The organism is Heyndrickxia sp. FSL W8-0423, from assembly GCF_038009395.1.
Lineage (GTDB): Bacteria > Bacillota > Bacilli > Bacillales > Bacillaceae_C > Heyndrickxia > Heyndrickxia sporothermodurans.
Genome location: NZ_JBBPBE010000001.1, coordinates 3792719 through 3810968, shown reverse-complemented (window position 1 = coordinate 3810968; position 18250 = coordinate 3792719). Strand labels below are relative to the sequence as shown.

Sequence of the window (18250 nt, the reverse complement as noted above, 5' to 3'; positions counted from 1 at the left end):
CCTTTACATCTTCTTTATGAAATTATGATACGATATCATGAAGGAAAGTAGGTGAATCGATTGATATACATAGGTTTAGCTGGATGGGGAGATCATGATGCAATTTACCCGAATGGGTCTTCACAAAAAGATAAGCTCAAGGAGTATGCAGCACATTTTCCAATTGTAGAAGTAGATTCGACTTTTTATGCTGTACCACCTGAGAACAGTGTTCAAAAATGGATTAATGACACACCTGACACTTTTCAATTTGTTGTCAAAGCATACCAAGGAATGACAGGACATGGGCGTGGGAAAATCCCTTTTTCTTCTAGAGAAGAAATGTTCGATGCTTTCAAAAAATCGATTCATCTTTTCAAAGAAGCTGGTAAGTTGAGTATGGTATTATTTCAGTTTCCACCATGGTTTGATTGTACAAAAAGCCATGTGGACTATTTACGATATTGCAAAACAAAAATGAAAGACTTTCCGATCGCGCTGGAATTCAGACATCAATCATGGTATTACCCGCAATTTATTAAAAGCACTTTAGATTTTATGAAAAGTGAAGGCTGGATTCATAGTATTTGTGACGAACCACAGGCAGGGGTAGGCTCTATACCAATTATATTAGAAGCAACGAACACGTATAAATCACTTATTCGGTTCCATGGAAGAAATATTCATGGTTGGCGAAAACCAAATCAAGGCGATTGGAGAGAAGTTCGCTATTTGTATCGATACAACCAACAAGAACTTTTGGAGTGGAAAAAGTATATTATCGAGCTAAATAAGCAATCTAAGGACCTTTATGTAATATTTAATAATAACTCCGGCGGAGATGCTGCAGATAATGCGAAACAATTCATTGAGATGTTATCCATAGAATATCAAGGATTAGCACCAAGACAATTAGATTTATTTAGTGAAAACAGTTAGAACATTTAGGAGTGCAATATATGATTGAAACTATTCATATTTACCATACAAATGATATACATAGTCATTTTGAAAATTGGCCAAGGATAAGAGATTTTCTTTTACATCAAAAGAAAATTCACCAAGAAAATGGTGAAGAAGTCTTTTTATTTGATATAGGTGATCATGTTGACCGATGGCATCCTTTGACAGAGGCAACAGTTGGAAAGGAAAATATTCGATTACTAAATGAAGTGGGCTATAAAGCTGTAACTATTGGTAATAATGAGGGCATTACCCTTTCGTATAATGATTTGGACACTCTTTACACAGAAGCTGAGTTTGATGTCATTTTAGCTAATTTATATAATCAACAAAATGAACGACCATCTTGGACAATCCCTTATCAAATCTATCAGACAGAAAAGGGAATAAAAGTGGGAATCACAGGTGTAACCGCCAATTTTAAAAAATTGTATTCTATTCTCGGATGGGATTTAAAAGATCCGATTGAAGAAATACAGCGGCAAGTTGAACGATTGAAAAAAGAGTCGGATATCATCATATTGTTATCTCATTTAGGAATTCATGATGACGAGAAAATAGCGAAACTTTATCCTGAAATAGATATTATACTAGGTGGACATACCCATCATATTCTTGAAAACGGGAGATTAATAACAAATGCTCTCGGAACAACTTTATTGGGTGCTGCGGGGAAACATGGGAAGTTTGTTGGCCATGTACAGTTGAAAATAGATGTTGAAAAAAAGGAAATAAAAAATAAGAAAGCCCAATTATATAAGATAGAGAATTTACCCGCACCAATAAATGAAACGATTGAAATTGAAAAGTTTTATGAAGACGGCAGGAAATTGCTTTTTCAAGAAGTAGTCACAATACCCGAACCCCTTTCAGTGGAGTGGTTTCAAGATTCAATTCTTCCACATATTCTTTGTGAGGCGATTCAAGAATGGTGTAGTGCAGACTGTGCGATGATAAATGCCGGACTCTTACTCGATCATTTGGAGAAAGGGATTGTAACAAAATATGAAATCCATAAAATTCTTCCACATCCGATTAATCCATGTATGATAAAGCTAAGCGGGGCAGAGTTGAAAAGTGTTCTACAGCAATCATTTGATCCTAAATGGCCGCCATTAGAGTTAAAAGGATTAGGATTTCGGGGAACAATATTAGGAAATTTTATTTACAATAATATTTCTATTCGGGAAAATGACCTATATATTAATGGAATGATACTTGAGGAAGATAAAATGTATACATTAGGAACGGTTGATATGTATACATTTGGACACTTCTTTCCGGAATTTAATTCAGCAGAGAAGCAGTATTTTATGCCTGAATTTATCCGTGATGTGATGGAATGGAAGTTGAAAAAGTTATACAGTAATTAATCCGATATTGTAACCACTTTACGCCTATTCCATACACATAATAGTAGTTGGGATAAATGAAAGGAGCGAGGCGTTTGGTTACAATTGAACCAGTCGTAATTAATGGATATACATTTATTGCCACCACCGTAAATCTTCCAAAAACTACACTACTTACTGTGTCGAACGATAACGGGTATATTATGTGCGGTGCACTGGATGTTAGTTTGTTAAATGATAAATTAAAAGATCGAAAAATCATTGCAGGTAGAGCCGTTGGAGTCAAAACCATTGAACAATTACTTGAAGCTCCATTAGAATCAATTACCATTCAAGCGGAACAGATTGGCATTGAAAAAGGGATGATGGGTAAAGATGCGTTGTTAAAAATGATATAAAAACATTTGTAAATGTAATCCTAGATCCCCTCTTACAAGCATACATATAGCTTGTAAGGGGGGATTTTAACTTGGTAAAATTTCGTCCACATAAATCCCGGCGCGGACCGTTGCCGGTTCGTTATGTTCTTCTGTTAACGTTTGTTTTTTTTACATTCTCGACAGTTATTGGTATATTACTCGTTAATAAAGGGATTAAACCAACATTAATCAAGTATGCAGAGAGTCAAAACCAAAAAATTGCTGCGAATGCTGTAAGCTATGCGATTGATAAATTAAAAAATGATCAAGAAACTCTAAATAAAATTATTAGTACTAAGGAAAATAATAAAGGAAATATCTCATCTATATCCATATATCCGGGGATAGGGAATAAAATAGCTGCACAAATTCAACAAGATATACAATCTTATTTAGACGGAGCAGAAGAAGGAAATATCCAAGGATTTACTGATTTGAAAAAGGACTCTAATTCAGGGGAACTTGTTTATTCTGTTCCAATTGGAAGAGCAACTGATAATATCCTACTTGGAAATCTGGGTCCTAATATTCCGATTAGATTACATGTGATTGGTGATGCTGCTGTAGATTTAAAACATGAAATGGGTGAAACAGGAATAAATGGAACTGAAATTAAATTAAATATTGATGTGAAGGTTAATGTCCAAACAATTATTCCATTTGCAACAGATGTTAAGGAATATTCTCAAACTGTTTCACTACTTACAGGTGCTTATCATATGGATGTTCCACAGTATTATAATGGAAACGGAGAATCATCCCCACCATCAATTCAATTAGATGGTGAAGAAAAAAAAGAAAAAGAATCAACAAAGAAAAAATAAGAGCCTCATTTTTTTGAGGCTCTTATTCTGTCTAAGCGTTCCCATTGTTTTAAATATGGATATGGATCAAATGACCATTCTGTGCGCCCGTTGTCTTTATACATACCGTAGTGTAAATGCGGAGGGAATTTTCCAGATGTTCCTGGAGGGCCGTAACCCGTACTTCCTACACTTCCAATCAATGTTCCCGGTTTCACAATTTGTCCAATCTTTAATCCTTTCGCGAATCCATTTAAATGAGCAAAATAGTGATACGTATTATTAATATCGCGTATGCCTACTCGCCAGCCCCCAAATTTATTCCATCCTTTCATTTCAACAATACCGTAACTTGTGGATCGAACGGGGACGCCATATCCTGCGAAAATATCTGTACCCTCGTGTATTCTCCTGCCTCCCCAGCCCCTAGAATCTCCCCAAGTATTGTGATACGTATAATTATATCCTCTCGGTAAAGGAAATGTTTTATGATTTAAATCTAATCTGCCAAAATGTTTATAGAGCCTTGCTTTCTCCATGATGATACCAACGGTTTTATCCCTTTTATAATACTCCCATAAAGCAATTTTAAATTGATCTTCATCTATTCCGTAATTTAAAATATGATTGGCAAATGAAAATAGAATATCGACGTCATCATTTATGTTTGCCTTTCCATCGCCATTTCCATCGACACCTATTCCGTTAAAAAACTGAATAGATAACGGATGAACATCTTTCCTGTCAGGATTTAAAAGACCGCTCCATTGTTCGGGTTTAAAATAAATGCCTGTTATCCCTTTTGCTTTTGGCAAATCATTTCTAACTGAACGGATACTTCTTTCATAATGATCAACTGCAGCCATATAATACCAAGGAATATTTGTAACTGTTTCTACCCTTTTATATAATTCCATTCTTTTTTGAAAAATTTCTTCATCTGATAAAGTTTTGCTTGAAGCAAAACAAGTTGGCGAAATAAATGCAAGCAATAGAAGTGAAGATAGTAGGATACGCACATTCTTTGCCTCCTTGTAACTTAATGATTGCTATCAATTATTATTTGAACGAACGAATATTTCATAAGTATAAAATAATGGTAAAAAAACTGCGTCTATTACGACGCAGTTAATCACTATAAGTTCCCATTATCCATTCGTTCGCGGTATTCATCTTGATCTTCCGCTTTGTTTTTATGTTTATTAATAACTTCACCGTTTGGGTTTTCTCCATCATTTACTTTACGCCCTTGAGGTGAACGGCTTAACATTCTTTTAACGAGACCTTTAATGGTTTCTTCTTTATTTTGTGAATTTGAATCCATGTAGGCAATATTTTTAACATCTTGCCTTAATGATGTATCATCTGTAACATAAACATGAAACCATCTTGGAACCACTGACATGGCTGTTTTCTTCACTTGATCAGCTACTTCAAAGCGGTCTTTTTTGTCTTTAGCATCTGTTCGATAAGCAACCAATACCTCTTCGTCAGTAACAAGTACCGAAGCATCATGGACATTCGGAATGGTTACAAGCATATTGCTGATTGATTTAGCAACTTTTTCCCTGTTCATCGCGTTATTTTGATTGAAATTGACGTTTTTATTTGGTACTGGACTTTTTACTTGGCGAACAAAACCAAATTCTTTTTCTTTTTCAGATTGTGTATTCACTTTTTCCGGGTTGTACAAATCTTCGTCATTTTGTTTATTTATCGTATTTCCCGAGTGCTTATAAATTCCGGGACTTTCGGCAACATTTTTATTATTGGTACCACATGCAGTAAGAAGGGCTGTACCTAAAAGAGCAGCTGCAATTAATCGTTTTTGCAAAATAAAACACCTCCTATTTGTTATATTGCACTTGAATCAGTTTTTTTTTCTTAGTAATTGATGGGGATTAAGTTATAATTTTAATTAAGGGAAAATAAAAGAGGTGGTTAGATGATTAGTATTAATAATCAATCTTACGAGATTATTAAAGAATTTCGCAATGGTTTTAATGAAGAAGCATTCCGAAATCGGTTTAGTGACATATTATCAAGATATGATTATATAGTTGGTGATTGGGGTTATGGTCAATTAAGATTAAGGGGCTTCTTTGAAGATGAAAATCCTAAAGCAACGTTTGATACAAAAATTGGTACGTTGACCGAATACTTGTATGAATATTGTAATTTTGGCTGTGCCTATTTTGTAGCAAAAAAAATGCAAAACTAGCCCCGTTTAAGGGCTAGTTGCTTTCATCATATGGAGGTTCTTGATTAACCTCACCGTCATCATGTGTAGGATGAGCACCGGGGTATTCTCTTGGTAAATCTTGATGAAAGGACTTAAACTCATAATTAAATGCACTATATGGTCGTTGACCTTTTTTCCATGGAGTGGATTTTCCTTGGACAGGTTCATTCTCACCTCGAGGTGCTCCATACGAACCTTCGGGTAAATCCTCGGGTATGATAAAATTTTTTCTAGTCTCAACGGTTGATACATCTGTATAAGGAATATCTTCTTTATCTATATGTTCATATTTTTCATCCATATTGATACACTTCCTTTTTAGGAGTTAATCTTATTATGTGTTATTTACGTTTAAACAATCCTCAAGAAGGAGAAATCGTTTAATGGGTATGATAAAATAAATATTGTAGGAAACAAGGAAAATGGAAGGGTGCGAAAGCAGTGTACTTTGTAGATCGGGAAAAAATCGAAACAACTTTACATTATATGGAGAACCGGCTCCAGCTTTTAAATACAACTGAAAAATGGGAAACAGAACTTGAAAAATGCGCATTAGAAAGAATTGCCCATACAATAATTGAATCAATCCTCGATGTCGGCAACTCCATGATCGACGGTTTTATTATGAGAGATCCAGGCAGTTATGAGGATATAATTGACATCTTACTTGATGAGAAAGTAATTAACGAAGAAATGGCAAAAGGATTAATGGAAATCATCATGTACCGAAAAATCCTTGTACAGCAATATACATCTATCGATCATGAAGAAATGTGCAAAATATTTGTAAAGAATAAAGAACCACTTTCTAAATTTGCTCCAAGTGTAAGAAGCTATTTAGAAAATGAACTAGGACCAGTTTCCGCATTCAAAAATTAAAACGCTATCCATCTGGAAGCGTTTTTTTAAAATAGAAAGGAAAAAATAAAATGAAACAATATAAAGGATATTTAATTGATTTAGATGGAACGATGTATCGTGGCAGTGAAAAAATTGATGCTGCCGGCGATTTTATTCATCGACTAAAGGCAAAAGGAATTCCATATCTTTTTGTAACGAATAACTCATCAAGAACACCTGAACAGGTAGCAAAAAAATTATGTGATTTTGATATACCTGCACAAGCTAATCAAGTCTTTACAACTTCAATGGCTACTGCCGAATACATATATAAGCAAAAAAAAGACGGTACCGTTTATGCAATTGGAGAAGAAGGCTTAAAAACGGCATTAAAAAATAAAGGACTACAATTTAACGATACTAATCCCGATTTTGTCGTCGTTGGAATCGACCGTGAAATTAATTATGAAAAATTAGCATTAGCTTGTTTAGCAGTTCGAAATGGCGCTACATTTATTTCAACGAATGCAGATATCGCATTACCGACGGAACGAGGCTTCTTACCGGGGAATGGTTCAATAACATCAGTAATTACAGTATCTACCCAAACAGAACCAATCTTTATTGGAAAACCTGAATCCATTATCATGGACCAAGCATTAGCCTATTTAGGCACAAATAAAGAAGAGACAATCATGGTTGGTGATTTTTACGATACAGATATTCTAGCTGGAATGAGAGCGGGAATGGATACTCTCCTCGTTCATACAGGGGTTACAACGAAGGAAGCTCTATTGGAAAAAGACAAACAACCGACATATGCAGTTAATTCCCTAGATGAATGGGAATTGTAAGAATAAACCAATGAATAGTTCCTTTCCGCTACAGGCACCAGCTTTTTCGCAGTATCCTTTCGATTCAGATATCGTCCTTCCTCTATCCCATAAGAGTTAGGAGTTTGATGCCTTTTTGCTCCAATGGAAGAACAGTATTCAGGAAGATGAAGATGCAAAAGTCTGAATGAAGTTCCCGAAAGAACAGGATTCGGGAAGATAACGATGAGAAAAATAAATGAAATGCCAAAAAAAATGAGCGTACATTTATCCAAAAATGTACGCTTCTACTTTCAATCGTCATCAACTGCTCTATGTGCCAATCTACTTGACGCAGCAGCAGCTATGGCCCCTACAATATCATCCAGGAATGTATGACAATCTCCTGAGGAATGATCATTTAATTTTTGCAGAATACCTGGTTTTTGCTTATCGATGTATCCGTAATTAGTAAAACCAATCGATCCATACACATTCACGATGGAAAAGGCTAAAATTTCGTCCACTCCGTAAAGACTTTCATCTACTTCAATGATGGATTGTAATGGTTCATCAAGCAACTTTTTTTCCGCCAAAATATCCAATTGAATACCTGTTAATATGGCATTTTGTACTTCCCGCTTTGATAAAACACGATTAATATTTTCGATACAATCCTCTAGTTGTAAGTCAGGATGATATTTTTTCTGCAAAAACATAACCAATTCAGCAATATCTTCAATAGTAACTCCACGTTTATTTAGCCATTCTCTAGCCGTTTTTTCTGATAAGGTCATTTTTGGATTATTTGTCATAGCAATTCACCTTTTCTTTTTTATTTGATAAAAACAAAACAATGAGTTTAAATCCCTTATTTCATCATATATATTATTACTGGCAACTTTGATGAAAGGGGGAAGATCATGTCAGTTGATATTCTTAAAAAGTTTTTCAACGTCCAAGTCGAAAATTCATTCCTAGATGGGAAGTTCATTCGGTATATGGCAAATGATTCAATTTATACTCTCGTTCCTGTCACTAATGTTAAAGAGGACGTACTTGTCGAATTATACGAAATGTCTGAGCATATAGCAGGTATGGGTGACAAGTATACTTCAAGATTTGTTCTCTCAACCGAAAATAAATACCTTATTACTTCAAATGAAGAGGATTATGTGTTGCTTCAAAATAAATCATCATCATTGCCGCGTCATATAAATTATGGAAGAAAACTTGCCAAGTTTCACTTCCGAGGAAGATCAATTCAAACCAATTTTGAACATGTGAGTCGCGTAGGTCAGTGGAAATCATTTTGGGAAACCCGTCTAGATCAAATGGAAAAAGCATGGTATCGATTAGTACAAGAACATCCTGATCAGGAATTTGAGCATTTATTCGTTGATTCATTTCCTTATTATATGGGTGTATGTGAAAATGCAATTCAATATCTCGTCGATACTGAAATAGATGATTCACCAGTTCAAATTGATACCGGAACGGTTTGTCATGAACGTTTCAATAAAAATTCATGGGGAAAGAACCAATGGATTCGTAATCCATTTGACTGGGTTTTTGATCATCCTAGCAGAGATATTGCCGAATGGATTCGTGATCAATATTTTCGCAACAAACGAACATTTTTACCAGATGTTCAAGATTTTTTAAGAAGCTATCAATCCGTTACACCACTTTCACCCTTTTCCTGGAGGCTTTTATATGCTCGCTTATTATTTCCACTTCATTATTTTGAATGCATAGAAGAATATTTTATTACTAATTCTGAACAGCATCAAAAACATTTGGAGGAAAGATTAAGAAAGTATATGAGGGATTCAGTCGAATATGAAAAATTTTTAAGTGACTTTTTTCAGATAGCAGAAGTTTCGGGAAGGTTAAATGTTCCTGTAGTTGATTGGTTAATAAGTTAGAAGGTTTTTTTTACAAAAATAAAAAGCGATTCAACTTGAATCGCTCTTAATATTAAAAAACTTGTTCTACTTCTACTACACCAGGAACCTCTTCGAATAATGCACGTTCAATACCGGCTTTAAGTGTAATAGTTGAACTTGGGCAAGTACCGCATGCACCTAAAAGGCGAAGCTTAACAATCCCATCTTCAACATCAACTAACTCACAGTCGCCGCCATCACGTAATAAGAACGGGCGTAATTTATCTAATACTTCTTGAACTTTTTCAATGATAGTTGGTTCTGACATCGAATATCGACTCCTTTCCATACTCCTATTATAATCAGTAATTAAAAAAAAATCTATCTATCTAACTTCATTCGTTACCCCCTTTTCATTTTCCAAATGTTGTGTACAATAAAAGAAAGGGGAGAATTAAATAAGATGAAAAAACAAGTGGAACTTATTATATACGGTGCAGAAATCATTTGTGCAAGCTGTGTGAATTTACCGTCTTCAAAGGACACATTTGAATGGTTAGAAGCGGCCATTTCTCGAAAATATCCAAATCAACCAGTTACGATGCGTTTAATTGACATTTATAATCCACCTGAAGAAGAAAGTGTTAAGCGCTTTGCTGAGAAAGTAATTGAAGAGGATATGTTCTATCCTGTTGTTACATTGGAAGGTAAGATTGTTGGAGAAGGAAACCCACGATTAAAAACTATTTATGCCGAATTGGAAAAATACGGCTATTCGCCTGTGAACGAAGGTCTATAATAATTGACTGTTAGGATGAAAAAGGGTAGGATAAACCTTGGTAGTGAGGTGACTATCTTTGAATCCTATAATAGAGTTTTGTGCGAGCAATCTTGCAAGTGGAGCATTTAAGGCTCTTGAAATTCTAGAAGAAGATCCAAATCTGGATATTGTAGAATATAGCTGCTTAGACTATTGCGATCTTTGTGGAATGGCACCTTTTGCGCTTGTAAATGGAGAATATGTAAAAGGTGAAACTTCAGAAGAGCTCGTCGAAAATATATATAAATATTTAGAAGAAAATCCGATGTTTTAAAAGCGAAAAGGGGGCTATTTATAGCCTCTTTTTCGTTTAACATTTATCATCAGACTATCAAAAGCGTAAAGGTTGAGTACAGTGTTTATAGGGTATATAATATAAAATAAATATTCAAATAAGCATAGAATGGATAGATAACATTTATTATGGAGGTGGAAAAATGACAAATGTTGTAGTGATTACTGAAGCAGCAGCTCTTCAAATAAAAGATATGATGAAGCAAAACGAAGAAGAAGGGTCATTCCTACGCGTATCAGTCAATGGTGGCGGATGTACAGGACTATCTTACGGAATGGGCTTTGATCAAGAGAAAAAAGCGGAAGATATGGAAGATAGCCAACATGGAATAGCTATTCTTGTCGATAAAGAAAGTGCACCAATACTTCAAGGAACAAAAATTGATTATAAGCAATCTCTTATGGGCGGCGGCTTTACCATCGATAATCCGAATGCGATCGCATCTTGCGGTTGTGGATCATCGTTTAGAACAGCGAAGGTAGCTGGAACACCGGAGAATTGTTAAAAAGGAAACCTAGGAAAAAATCCTAGGTTTTTCTTATGACGGAAATAATGACGTACTGTGCATTGGCTGCAAGCGGGCTTTTGGATCTATGTAAGCTTTGGCGTTACTTACAGCGGTAGGGGCTTCACCAAAACCAGTTGCTATTAATTTTATTTTTCCTTCAAATGTACAAATATCTCCAGCTGCATAGATTCCTGGAATGTTCGTTTCCATTTTCGAGTTAACAACGATTGAATTTTTCTCAATTTCAATGCCCCAATCTTTAATTGGACCAAGAGAAGAAACGAATCCGTAATTGACGATTAGTGAGTCAAAATCAACTGTTTCTTTTTTGTCACCACGAACTTCTTCTAGGACTAGCTGTTTTGCTTGATTTTCATCGCCAACTAATTCTACTGGAACAAATGGAGTGACAATCTCAACTTTAGAATTACGCAATGTTTCAACACTGTGCTCATGAGCACGGAACTTATCGCGACGGTGAATTAAGGAAACTTTTTCAGCAATTGGTTCTAACATTAATGCCCAGTCAACAGCGGAGTCTCCACCACCTAATATCGCTACTTTTTGACCTGCAAAGCTTTGAAGATCCTCAACAAAATAGTGTAAATTCTTTCCTTCATATTGAGCAGCATTTTCCAATTCTAAACGACGTGGTTGGAATGCACCAACACCAGCAGTTATGATGATTGTTTTGGAGTAATGGATTTCTTTATCTGTCGTCAGTTTAAATACTTCATCCTCTTGTTTTTCAACATTTTCAACAGCTTGTTCAAGACATATAGTAGGTGAGAACATGGCAATTTGTTCTTTTAAATTATTAACTAAATCATGTGCTTTAATTTTTGGGAATCCGGCAACATCATAAATATATTTTTCCGGATATAATGCGGCAAGCTGTCCACCTAATTGAGGCAGACTTTCAATGATCTTCACACTTGCTTGACGCATACCTCCGTAAAATGCGGTGAACAATCCAGTAGGTCCTCCGCCAATAATCGTTATATCATAAATTTTTTGATCTTCCTTCAAAAAAATTCCCTCCACATCATATAATTTCAATTCCATAATATCACATCCAAAATCATATAATCTAATGTTAGCATTTTGGGTACCGTTTTTGGAATTTTTCTAAGTTTCATTTTTCCTAAATAGATATTGAAAAAGACCTGCAAAAGGAATATTATTAGGTGTGGATAATATTAATTTTTTATGACAATTTTTATATGGGGCTTAGTTAATAATGTAGTTAGTTTAACAAAGCCTTATTTTACTATGTATTCATTAGTGAAATATATCACAAATGTTTTTTTGCATATTTATGGTGGTAAGCTATAAATACCATCACTAAAAAATTAAAAGGTGGAATTGATACTGTGAGAAAGCCAAGAGTTGTTATTTTGGGTGCAGGTTATGGCGGATTAATGACTGTAACTCGTTTACAAAAATTATTAGGGACGAATGATGCTGAGATAATTTTAATCAATAAAAATAAATATCATTATGAAACGACATGGCTTCATGAGGCGTCAGCAGGTACTCTCCATCATGATCGAGTACGTTATGATATTAAAAATGTCATAAATCCGGCAAAAGTTGAATTTATTCAAGCTACAATTGAAAAAGTAAATCCGGAAGAAAAGAAAGTAATTCTTGCAAATGGTGAAGTGGAATATGATTATTTAGTCATTTCTCTTGGTTCTGATTCAGAAACATTTGGCATTAAAGGTTTAGACAAATATGCATTTGCAATCACAAATGTAAATGCAGCAAGACAAATTCGTGAACACATCGAATACCAATTCGCAACATACAACACGGAAGTAGAAAAAGATGAAAAACGATTATCAATTGTTGTCGGTGGGGCAGGATTTACAGGTATTGAATTTTTAGGTGAATTAACAAATCGTATCCCTGAACTATGTGAAGAATACGATATTGATGCTAAAAAAGTAAGAATAACTTGTATTGAAGCTTCCCCTATGGTATTGCCACAATTTGATCGTGATCTAGTCAACTATGCGATCGCATTACTTGAAAGTAAAGGTGTAGAATTCCATATCGGTAATTCAGTACAAGAAGTCACTTCTGAAGGTGTGTTCTTCGGTAAAAAAGGTGAAGAACCACAGGAGATAAAAGCTGGAACCGTTATTTGGTCAGCAGGGGTTCGCGGTAATTCCGTTATTGATAAATCGGGATTTGAAACGATGCGTGGCAGAGTTAAAGTTAACGATGACCTTCGTATTCCGGGTTATGAAGATATTTTTGTCATTGGTGATTGCTCGCTAATTATTAACGAAGAAATTAATCGTCCATATCCACCTACTGCCCAAATTGCTATGCAGCATGGGGAAGTTTGTGCGCGAAATGTGGCGAAGCTTGTCCAAGGTAAAAACGATCTCGAAAACTTTGTTTTTGATGACAAAGGTACTGTTTGTTCACTCGGTGAAGACGATGCAATCGGAGTGGTTTTTGGAAAGAAAATCAAAGGTACGAAGGCTTCGGTCATGAAAAAAGTGATTGATAACCGTGCATTATTTATGGTTGGTGGTCCTTCATTAGTGATGAAAAAGGGCAAATTTAAATTATTATAATATGCAATGAAAAGATGGATGTAACTTATCCATCTTTTTCGTATTTTTAAAAAATTCAGTATTCAGGAGATATAGAAAGAAAAATAAGAAAAGCCGTCGTTGTATGCGCTTTCTTCCCTCGATTCGCTTGTTTACCATTTTATGAAAAGGTGATATATTATCAGAAAATTAAGAAACAAAATTTTAGACGAGGAGTTGAGTAAAATGAAGATAGCTACAGCGGAGAATAAAAAATGCACATATTGTTCTGGAAAAGGTTACTTTCAACTCATTCTAGGCGGTTCTGAAACATGTCCGTGTTGTGACGGTACAGGTAAGAAAAAATAGAAAATTGTTAAATAGATGAAGGGCTTCCTGAATGGGGCCTTTTTATTTTTGAGTGAACCCTTTACACAAAATGTTCATTTCTTTACCTTTCACTTTTATTGACGGGTGCCAAAACATTAAGTACACTTGAATTTAGTGTATTTTTATGAGAGAAATGAATATTTGGAGGTACGTGTTCGAATGCATATGGCATTACCGGTTTTAATTATTTCGATGTTATTATTTTTTGTTCTTTTCTTTGGCATTGGTTTCATTTTAAATATGCTATTAAGAATGACATGGTTAATGGCAATTGTTTATCCAATTGTTGCTATTTTGATTATTGATAATGTTCGTTTCCTTGAATACTTCACGAATTCAAGTCATGCTTTTCATGAATTAGGAAAAAAGATAACGGCCTTATTAGCACCTGACATTATGATATTATTAAGTGGTTTCATAGGTGCAATCGTAGCAGGAGTGGTTATGAAAATTTTACGTAAAAAAGGTTATCGCATGTTTTAATATAGTTTCTTTAAGCCTCTTAAAGGCTTTTTTTTTATTGAAAATTTTATTCAAAATTGGTTGAATTTTAAGTTTTCTCTCCTCGCCATGAATATTTCAAATCGTTTTAGGAAAGGAATAGATTTGGGAGGAGTGGAAAAACTATGTATATGAAAAAAATATTAAGGCGTTTCCTTATGACAATTTTATTTATAGGTGCTGTTTTAACAACATTTCAATCAATTTCTGGAGTTAAGGCTGAAACATTCGATTCAGATATGGTCTATGGATCGGGTAGCAAAATATCAAATAGTAATCAAAAATTAGAACGCGATTTTAGTAGTAAATCAATTGGATTATCATTAAAATCATTGAAAAAATCAGTGGCGACAACTACAAAAATTTCATCAAGTGAATCTGTAAAAGGGACAATACCAAAATTAGAAGAAGCGATTAATTGGTCAAAATATCCTACTAAAAAAGTTTTGGCGACTGGCTATACAGCAGGTGTGGAATCAACTGGTAAAAATCCAAATGATCCACAATATGGTATTACATATTCAGGTGTTAAAGTAAAAAGGGATTTATATTCAACGATTGCAGCAGACACAAACGTATTTCCGATAGGTTCTATTCTTTTTATTCCAGGTTATGGATATGGAGTCGTGGCCGATACTGGATCTGCTATTAAAGGAAATAGGTTGGACCTATATTATGAAACAGTTAACGATGTTTATGAGCAATGGGGAAAGAAGAGTGTAGAAGTTTATATTGTCGAAGTAGGTAAAGGAAAATTAACCGAGAAAGAATTAACAAAACTAAATGAAGATAAGACAATGCAAGTGTTTAGGCAACAATATATAAAAACAAAATTAGAATAGAATGTAGTGGGCTGATTATGTCAGCCCACTTTATATTTTTCGGGACTTTTCAAAATTGAGTTAATTTTTGATATGTGAACAATGTTATTGTAAAAGTTTTTCGCTATAATAAACAATGGAGGTGTTTTTAGAATGTTTAATATTAGTAGTTCAAATCCTTTTAATGACAGTCAGGAATGTTTACTAATCGGTTTAAAGGATACTCCTGAAAAGTTTTCTGGAATTTTAACAGAGTTGGATGCAAAATTTGAAAACGGCTTGACTGAGCTTGTTAAATCAGGAGATTTATCAGCTAAATTAAAGGAAATATCAAAAGTACATACATTGGGAAAAATTGCTTCTAAACGTTTAGTATTTATCGGTTTAGGAAAAGAGAAAGACTTAAAATTTGACGAAATAAAAGAGGCGTTTGGAAAGGCATTTAAATTTGTCAATAAGAATCGATTACAATCAGCCGCTGTCGCCCTTGATACGTTTGTAACGGAATCGCTTTCCCATGATGATGTGGCAAATGCATTAAGTGAAGCTTTTGCATTAGCCACATACGAATTTGCCGGATATAAACAAAAATCGAATGAACCGGAGAAGAAAATAGAACAATTAAGTATTTTCACGGAAGCAGACAAAGATGAGATTGAGGCGGCATTGACAGTTGGATATGCATTCGGGAAAGCAACAAACTCCGCACGTACGCTAGTCAATCTTCCCGGTAATATGCTAACAGCTACAGAGCTAGCTCATTATGCTGAAGAAGTAGCAAAAAAATATGAATTTGAAGTAGAAATCCTTGAAAAAGAAGAAATGGAAAAATTGGGAATGGGTGCTTTTTTAGCTGTAAACCAAGGATCCACAGAGCCTCCAAAAATGATTGTGCTAAAATATCAAGGGAAAGAAGAATGGAAAGATGTTATCGGTCTCGTCGGCAAAGGAGTTACCTTTGATACTGGGGGATATTCATTAAAAACAAAAGCCGGTATCGTTGGGATGAAAACCGATATGGGCGGTGCCGCTGCTGTTCTAGGGGCAATGGAGATCATTGGCGAGCTAAGACCTGAGCAAAACGTTGTAGCGGTTATTCCTTCTACAGATAATATGATTAGTGGTTCAGCATTTAAGCCGGACGATGTCATTACATCTATGAGTGGAAAAACGATCGAAGTATTGAATACTGATGCAGAAGGTAGATTAGCATTAGCAGATGCTATTACTTATGCGAAACATCATGGGGCAAACTATTTAGTTGATGTCGCTACATTAACAGGTGGTGTTATTACTGCGCTTGGCCTTGATAAAACAGGTGCTTTAACTAATCATGAAGGATTTTTTGAACAAGTATTAGAAGCATCAAGTGAATCCGGCGAATTTATTTGGCGCCTGCCACTAACTGAAAATGATAAAAAACGGGTTCGCGGAAGCAAAATTGCGGACTTAAATAATTCCCCAGGCAGTGAGGGTCATGCAATTATGGGAGGTGCTTTTGTCGGAGAATTTGCAGAAGATACCCCATGGGTCCATTTAGATATTGCCGGAACAGCCGTTACTAGTAAAGAGTACGATTTGGGGCCTTCCGGTGCAACCGGAGTTATGGTTCGTACATTGGCCTTACTTGTGGAAAGATTTGAACCAATCAAATAATTCGAGTCAAAAAAAACCGTATGATTACGGTTTTTTTTAATATCCGTGACCTTTCACGTATATTTGGGCAGTTAAAAGCCTATCCAAAATCGCGTTTGCCCATGCCATTCGCCCTTAACTCGCATAAAAATATAAAGAGTGTCTCTAAAAAGGAGGTATACCTAATGTATTATTATCGACAGGCACCCATCCCTCAAAATTCGAGAATGTTTCCTTTTCTTTTTGGCGCCCCACTAGTAGGGGGATTTATTGGCGGGCTTATTGGTGGTGGATTAGGAAGTGCGATATTTAGACCACGTCCTTATCCACTACCATACCCGCAGCCGTATCCGTATCCACAACCATATCCATACCCGCAATATGGGGGTTACGGTGCGAATGCATTCCCATATGTACCATATAGATAATATTGCGGCTTAAAGCTCTTCAATTTCGAAGAGCTTTATTCGATTACTATTTTTACTGCCCCCAGCGAATTTTTAATTGAAGCAGACAACAATTTGGTTCGCTTTTGCTATTTGAAAAGTTCAAAACAAGACCGCTTGGGGTAAAGCGGATGATCGGTATTGTTTTTACTCCAATACTAGAGATCATTTTTTTTACCTCATTTAATTTTGACTGTTGAGCAAAAGTCATTAGCCTTTTTGAAAAATCCTCCGATTTAGATATTTTTTCAACTATTTTTTCAGCGTCTTTTAAAATAACTAACGTTTTGTTAGCGGATTGAATAAATAATGATGGGTTCACTGGCTGATACTGGCGAGAGTAAGAAAAAGGGTATGGCTGATAGGGATTGGGGGGATACATCGGATAATTTGGGTAATTGTGGTTCAAAGTAATCGTCCCCTCCTTAATAATCATGAAACGAGAGTAAATACCTTCCTTTTCACAATATGCTGAAAGAACTGTAGTATGTGTAGCTAAATTTATATTATGATAAAAAATACGGAAGAAGGAGTTTCGGGAATCCTTCTTGAATAATAAGTTTAAGGAGGAAAGATAAAATGGATTATAAAAACACATTAATCGGGGCGTTAGGAATTGAATTTGTAGAGATTGGCAAAGGAAAAGTAGTAGCTACGATGCCTGTGAATGAAAGAACGAAGCAACCATTCGGTTATTTGCACGGAGGGGCATCGGTTGCTCTTGCGGAAACAGTGGCTAGTGTTGGAGCCGCAGCCATCATTGATCAAGAAAATGAAATATGTTTTGGTTTAGAAATAAACGCAAATCATATTCGATCAAAACGGGATGGTGTAGTAACTGCTTTTGCCGATGCAGTTCATGTTGGAAAAAGTACTCATGTATGGGAAATCAAAATTAAAGATGAAGAAGACCGGCTTATCTGTACGTCACGATGTACAATGGCCGTTGTACCAAAAAAATAACCTACAAGTGATGACACTTGTAG

Annotated in this window: 25 protein-coding genes; 18 read left to right on the top strand and 7 right to left on the bottom strand. The window is 35.3% G+C overall.

Annotation, left to right across the window (positions count from 1 at the left end):
- Nucleotides 1-60 precede the first annotated feature (60 nt).
- The 4 genes from MKY81_RS19600 to yunB all read left to right on the top strand — a co-directional run bounded on the left by MKY81_RS19600 (nucleotide 61) and on the right by yunB (nucleotide 3537).
- Entirely contained in the window at nucleotides 61-918 is an 858-nt protein-coding gene (locus tag MKY81_RS19600) for a DUF72 domain-containing protein (protein WP_341118817.1), read from the top strand.
- Nucleotides 919-938: 20 nt separating this feature from the next.
- Nucleotides 939-2315, top strand: a complete 1377-nt coding sequence (locus MKY81_RS19595) for a bifunctional metallophosphatase/5'-nucleotidase (protein WP_341118589.1) — start codon at nucleotides 939-941, stop codon at nucleotides 2313-2315.
- A 74-nt stretch (nucleotides 2316-2389) separates the two neighbouring features.
- A complete protein-coding gene (locus MKY81_RS19590) occupies nucleotides 2390-2692 on the top strand; it encodes a YunC family protein (RefSeq protein ID WP_341118588.1) in 303 nt (100 codons plus the stop codon).
- Nucleotides 2693-2763: 71 nt separating this feature from the next.
- Nucleotides 2764-3537, top strand: a complete 774-nt coding sequence (yunB, locus tag MKY81_RS19585; RefSeq protein WP_341118587.1) for a sporulation protein YunB — start codon at nucleotides 2764-2766, stop codon at nucleotides 3535-3537.
- A 5-nt stretch (nucleotides 3538-3542) separates the two neighbouring features.
- Here the strand turns inward: yunB and MKY81_RS19580 are convergent, their stop codons facing one another.
- Nucleotides 3543-4535, bottom strand: a complete 993-nt coding sequence (locus MKY81_RS19580; RefSeq protein WP_341118586.1) for a M23 family metallopeptidase — start codon at nucleotides 4533-4535, stop codon at nucleotides 3543-3545.
- Nucleotides 4536-4651: 116 nt separating this feature from the next.
- Nucleotides 4652-5350 carry a YhcN/YlaJ family sporulation lipoprotein gene (locus tag MKY81_RS19575; protein WP_341118585.1) on the bottom strand — a complete coding sequence of 233 codons (699 nt, stop codon included), beginning with the start codon at nucleotides 5348-5350 and terminating at the stop codon, nucleotides 4652-4654.
- Nucleotides 5351-5461: 111 nt separating this feature from the next.
- Here MKY81_RS19575 and MKY81_RS19570 point away from each other — a divergent pair, with 111 nt between their 5' ends.
- Complete coding sequence (locus MKY81_RS19570) at nucleotides 5462-5737, top strand: YutD family protein (protein ID WP_066235789.1); 276 nt, start codon at nucleotides 5462-5464, stop codon at nucleotides 5735-5737.
- Between the two features lie 13 nt (nucleotides 5738-5750).
- Here MKY81_RS19570 and MKY81_RS19565 read toward each other — a convergent pair whose 3' ends face one another.
- Entirely contained in the window at nucleotides 5751-6059 is a 309-nt protein-coding gene (locus MKY81_RS19565; RefSeq protein ID WP_066235788.1) for a cytosolic protein, read from the bottom strand.
- A gap of 140 nt (nucleotides 6060-6199) precedes the next feature.
- On the opposite strand from MKY81_RS19565, the gene MKY81_RS19560 reads away from it, so the two are divergent.
- Together MKY81_RS19560 and MKY81_RS19555 are read left to right on the top strand one after the other, a co-directional pair.
- Nucleotides 6200-6637: a DUF86 domain-containing protein gene (locus MKY81_RS19560; RefSeq protein ID WP_108071744.1), complete on the top strand. Its 438-nt coding sequence runs from the start codon at nucleotides 6200-6202 to the stop codon at nucleotides 6635-6637.
- Nucleotides 6638-6687: 50 nt separating this feature from the next.
- Nucleotides 6688-7452, top strand: a complete 765-nt coding sequence (locus tag MKY81_RS19555; protein ID WP_325949567.1) for a TIGR01457 family HAD-type hydrolase — start codon at nucleotides 6688-6690, stop codon at nucleotides 7450-7452.
- 272 nt (nucleotides 7453-7724) lie between these two features.
- On the opposite strand, the gene MKY81_RS19550 is transcribed toward MKY81_RS19555, so the two are convergent.
- Nucleotides 7725-8225: a phosphatidylglycerophosphatase A family protein gene (locus MKY81_RS19550; RefSeq protein ID WP_108071739.1), complete on the bottom strand. Its 501-nt coding sequence runs from the start codon at nucleotides 8223-8225 to the stop codon at nucleotides 7725-7727.
- A 108-nt stretch (nucleotides 8226-8333) separates the two neighbouring features.
- On the opposite strand from MKY81_RS19550, the gene yutH reads away from it, so the two are divergent.
- A complete protein-coding gene (gene yutH, locus MKY81_RS19545) occupies nucleotides 8334-9338 on the top strand; it encodes a spore coat putative kinase YutH (protein WP_108071737.1) in 1005 nt (334 codons plus the stop codon).
- Between the two features lie 52 nt (nucleotides 9339-9390).
- Here yutH and MKY81_RS19540 read toward each other — a convergent pair whose 3' ends face one another.
- On the bottom strand, nucleotides 9391-9684 hold the full coding sequence (locus tag MKY81_RS19540) for a NifU family protein (protein ID WP_181294645.1): 294 nt from the start codon (nucleotides 9682-9684) through the stop codon (nucleotides 9391-9393).
- A gap of 78 nt (nucleotides 9685-9762) precedes the next feature.
- On the opposite strand from MKY81_RS19540, the gene MKY81_RS19535 reads away from it, so the two are divergent.
- From MKY81_RS19535 to MKY81_RS19525, 3 genes are all read left to right on the top strand, one after another.
- Complete coding sequence (locus MKY81_RS19535; protein ID WP_341118582.1) at nucleotides 9763-10098, top strand: YuzD family protein; 336 nt, start codon at nucleotides 9763-9765, stop codon at nucleotides 10096-10098.
- Between the two features lie 58 nt (nucleotides 10099-10156).
- On the top strand, nucleotides 10157-10393 hold the full coding sequence (locus MKY81_RS19530; protein ID WP_107921109.1) for a YuzB family protein: 237 nt from the start codon (nucleotides 10157-10159) through the stop codon (nucleotides 10391-10393).
- Between the two features lie 163 nt (nucleotides 10394-10556).
- Nucleotides 10557-10919 (top strand): HesB/IscA family protein, encoded by a 363-nt coding sequence (locus MKY81_RS19525; RefSeq protein WP_066231027.1) that lies wholly within the window; start codon nucleotides 10557-10559, stop codon nucleotides 10917-10919.
- A gap of 33 nt (nucleotides 10920-10952) precedes the next feature.
- Here the strand turns inward: MKY81_RS19525 and MKY81_RS19520 are convergent, their stop codons facing one another.
- Nucleotides 10953-11951 carry an NAD(P)/FAD-dependent oxidoreductase gene (locus tag MKY81_RS19520; RefSeq protein ID WP_107921112.1) on the bottom strand — a complete coding sequence of 333 codons (999 nt, stop codon included), beginning with the start codon at nucleotides 11949-11951 and terminating at the stop codon, nucleotides 10953-10955.
- A gap of 344 nt (nucleotides 11952-12295) precedes the next feature.
- Here MKY81_RS19520 and MKY81_RS19515 point away from each other — a divergent pair, with 344 nt between their 5' ends.
- From MKY81_RS19515 to MKY81_RS19490, 6 genes are all read left to right on the top strand, one after another.
- The gene (locus MKY81_RS19515) at nucleotides 12296-13513 is read left to right on the top strand and encodes an NAD(P)/FAD-dependent oxidoreductase (RefSeq protein WP_107921110.1); all 1218 of its coding nucleotides are present in this window, start codon (nucleotides 12296-12298) and stop codon (nucleotides 13511-13513) included.
- A 204-nt stretch (nucleotides 13514-13717) separates the two neighbouring features.
- Nucleotides 13718-13840, top strand: coding sequence for a YuiA family protein (locus tag MKY81_RS19510; RefSeq protein WP_165797671.1), 123 nt, complete (start codon nucleotides 13718-13720; stop codon nucleotides 13838-13840).
- A gap of 180 nt (nucleotides 13841-14020) precedes the next feature.
- Nucleotides 14021-14344, top strand: a complete 324-nt coding sequence (locus MKY81_RS19505; RefSeq protein ID WP_066231020.1) for a YuiB family protein — start codon at nucleotides 14021-14023, stop codon at nucleotides 14342-14344.
- A 149-nt stretch (nucleotides 14345-14493) separates the two neighbouring features.
- A complete protein-coding gene (locus MKY81_RS19500; RefSeq protein WP_107921113.1) occupies nucleotides 14494-15204 on the top strand; it encodes a 3D domain-containing protein in 711 nt (236 codons plus the stop codon).
- Between the two features lie 132 nt (nucleotides 15205-15336).
- Complete coding sequence (locus MKY81_RS19495) at nucleotides 15337-16839, top strand: leucyl aminopeptidase (RefSeq protein ID WP_107921111.1); 1503 nt, start codon at nucleotides 15337-15339, stop codon at nucleotides 16837-16839.
- Between the two features lie 164 nt (nucleotides 16840-17003).
- Nucleotides 17004-17246, top strand: a complete 243-nt coding sequence (locus MKY81_RS19490; protein ID WP_066231013.1) for a hypothetical protein — start codon at nucleotides 17004-17006, stop codon at nucleotides 17244-17246.
- A 52-nt stretch (nucleotides 17247-17298) separates the two neighbouring features.
- Here the strand turns inward: MKY81_RS19490 and MKY81_RS19485 are convergent, their stop codons facing one another.
- On the bottom strand, nucleotides 17299-17673 hold the full coding sequence (locus MKY81_RS19485; RefSeq protein ID WP_084347602.1) for a hypothetical protein: 375 nt from the start codon (nucleotides 17671-17673) through the stop codon (nucleotides 17299-17301).
- 170 nt (nucleotides 17674-17843) lie between these two features.
- Between MKY81_RS19485 and MKY81_RS19480 the strand changes: the two genes are divergently transcribed.
- Complete coding sequence (locus tag MKY81_RS19480) at nucleotides 17844-18227, top strand: hotdog fold thioesterase (protein WP_066231008.1); 384 nt, start codon at nucleotides 17844-17846, stop codon at nucleotides 18225-18227.
- Nucleotides 18228-18250 lie beyond the last annotated feature (23 nt).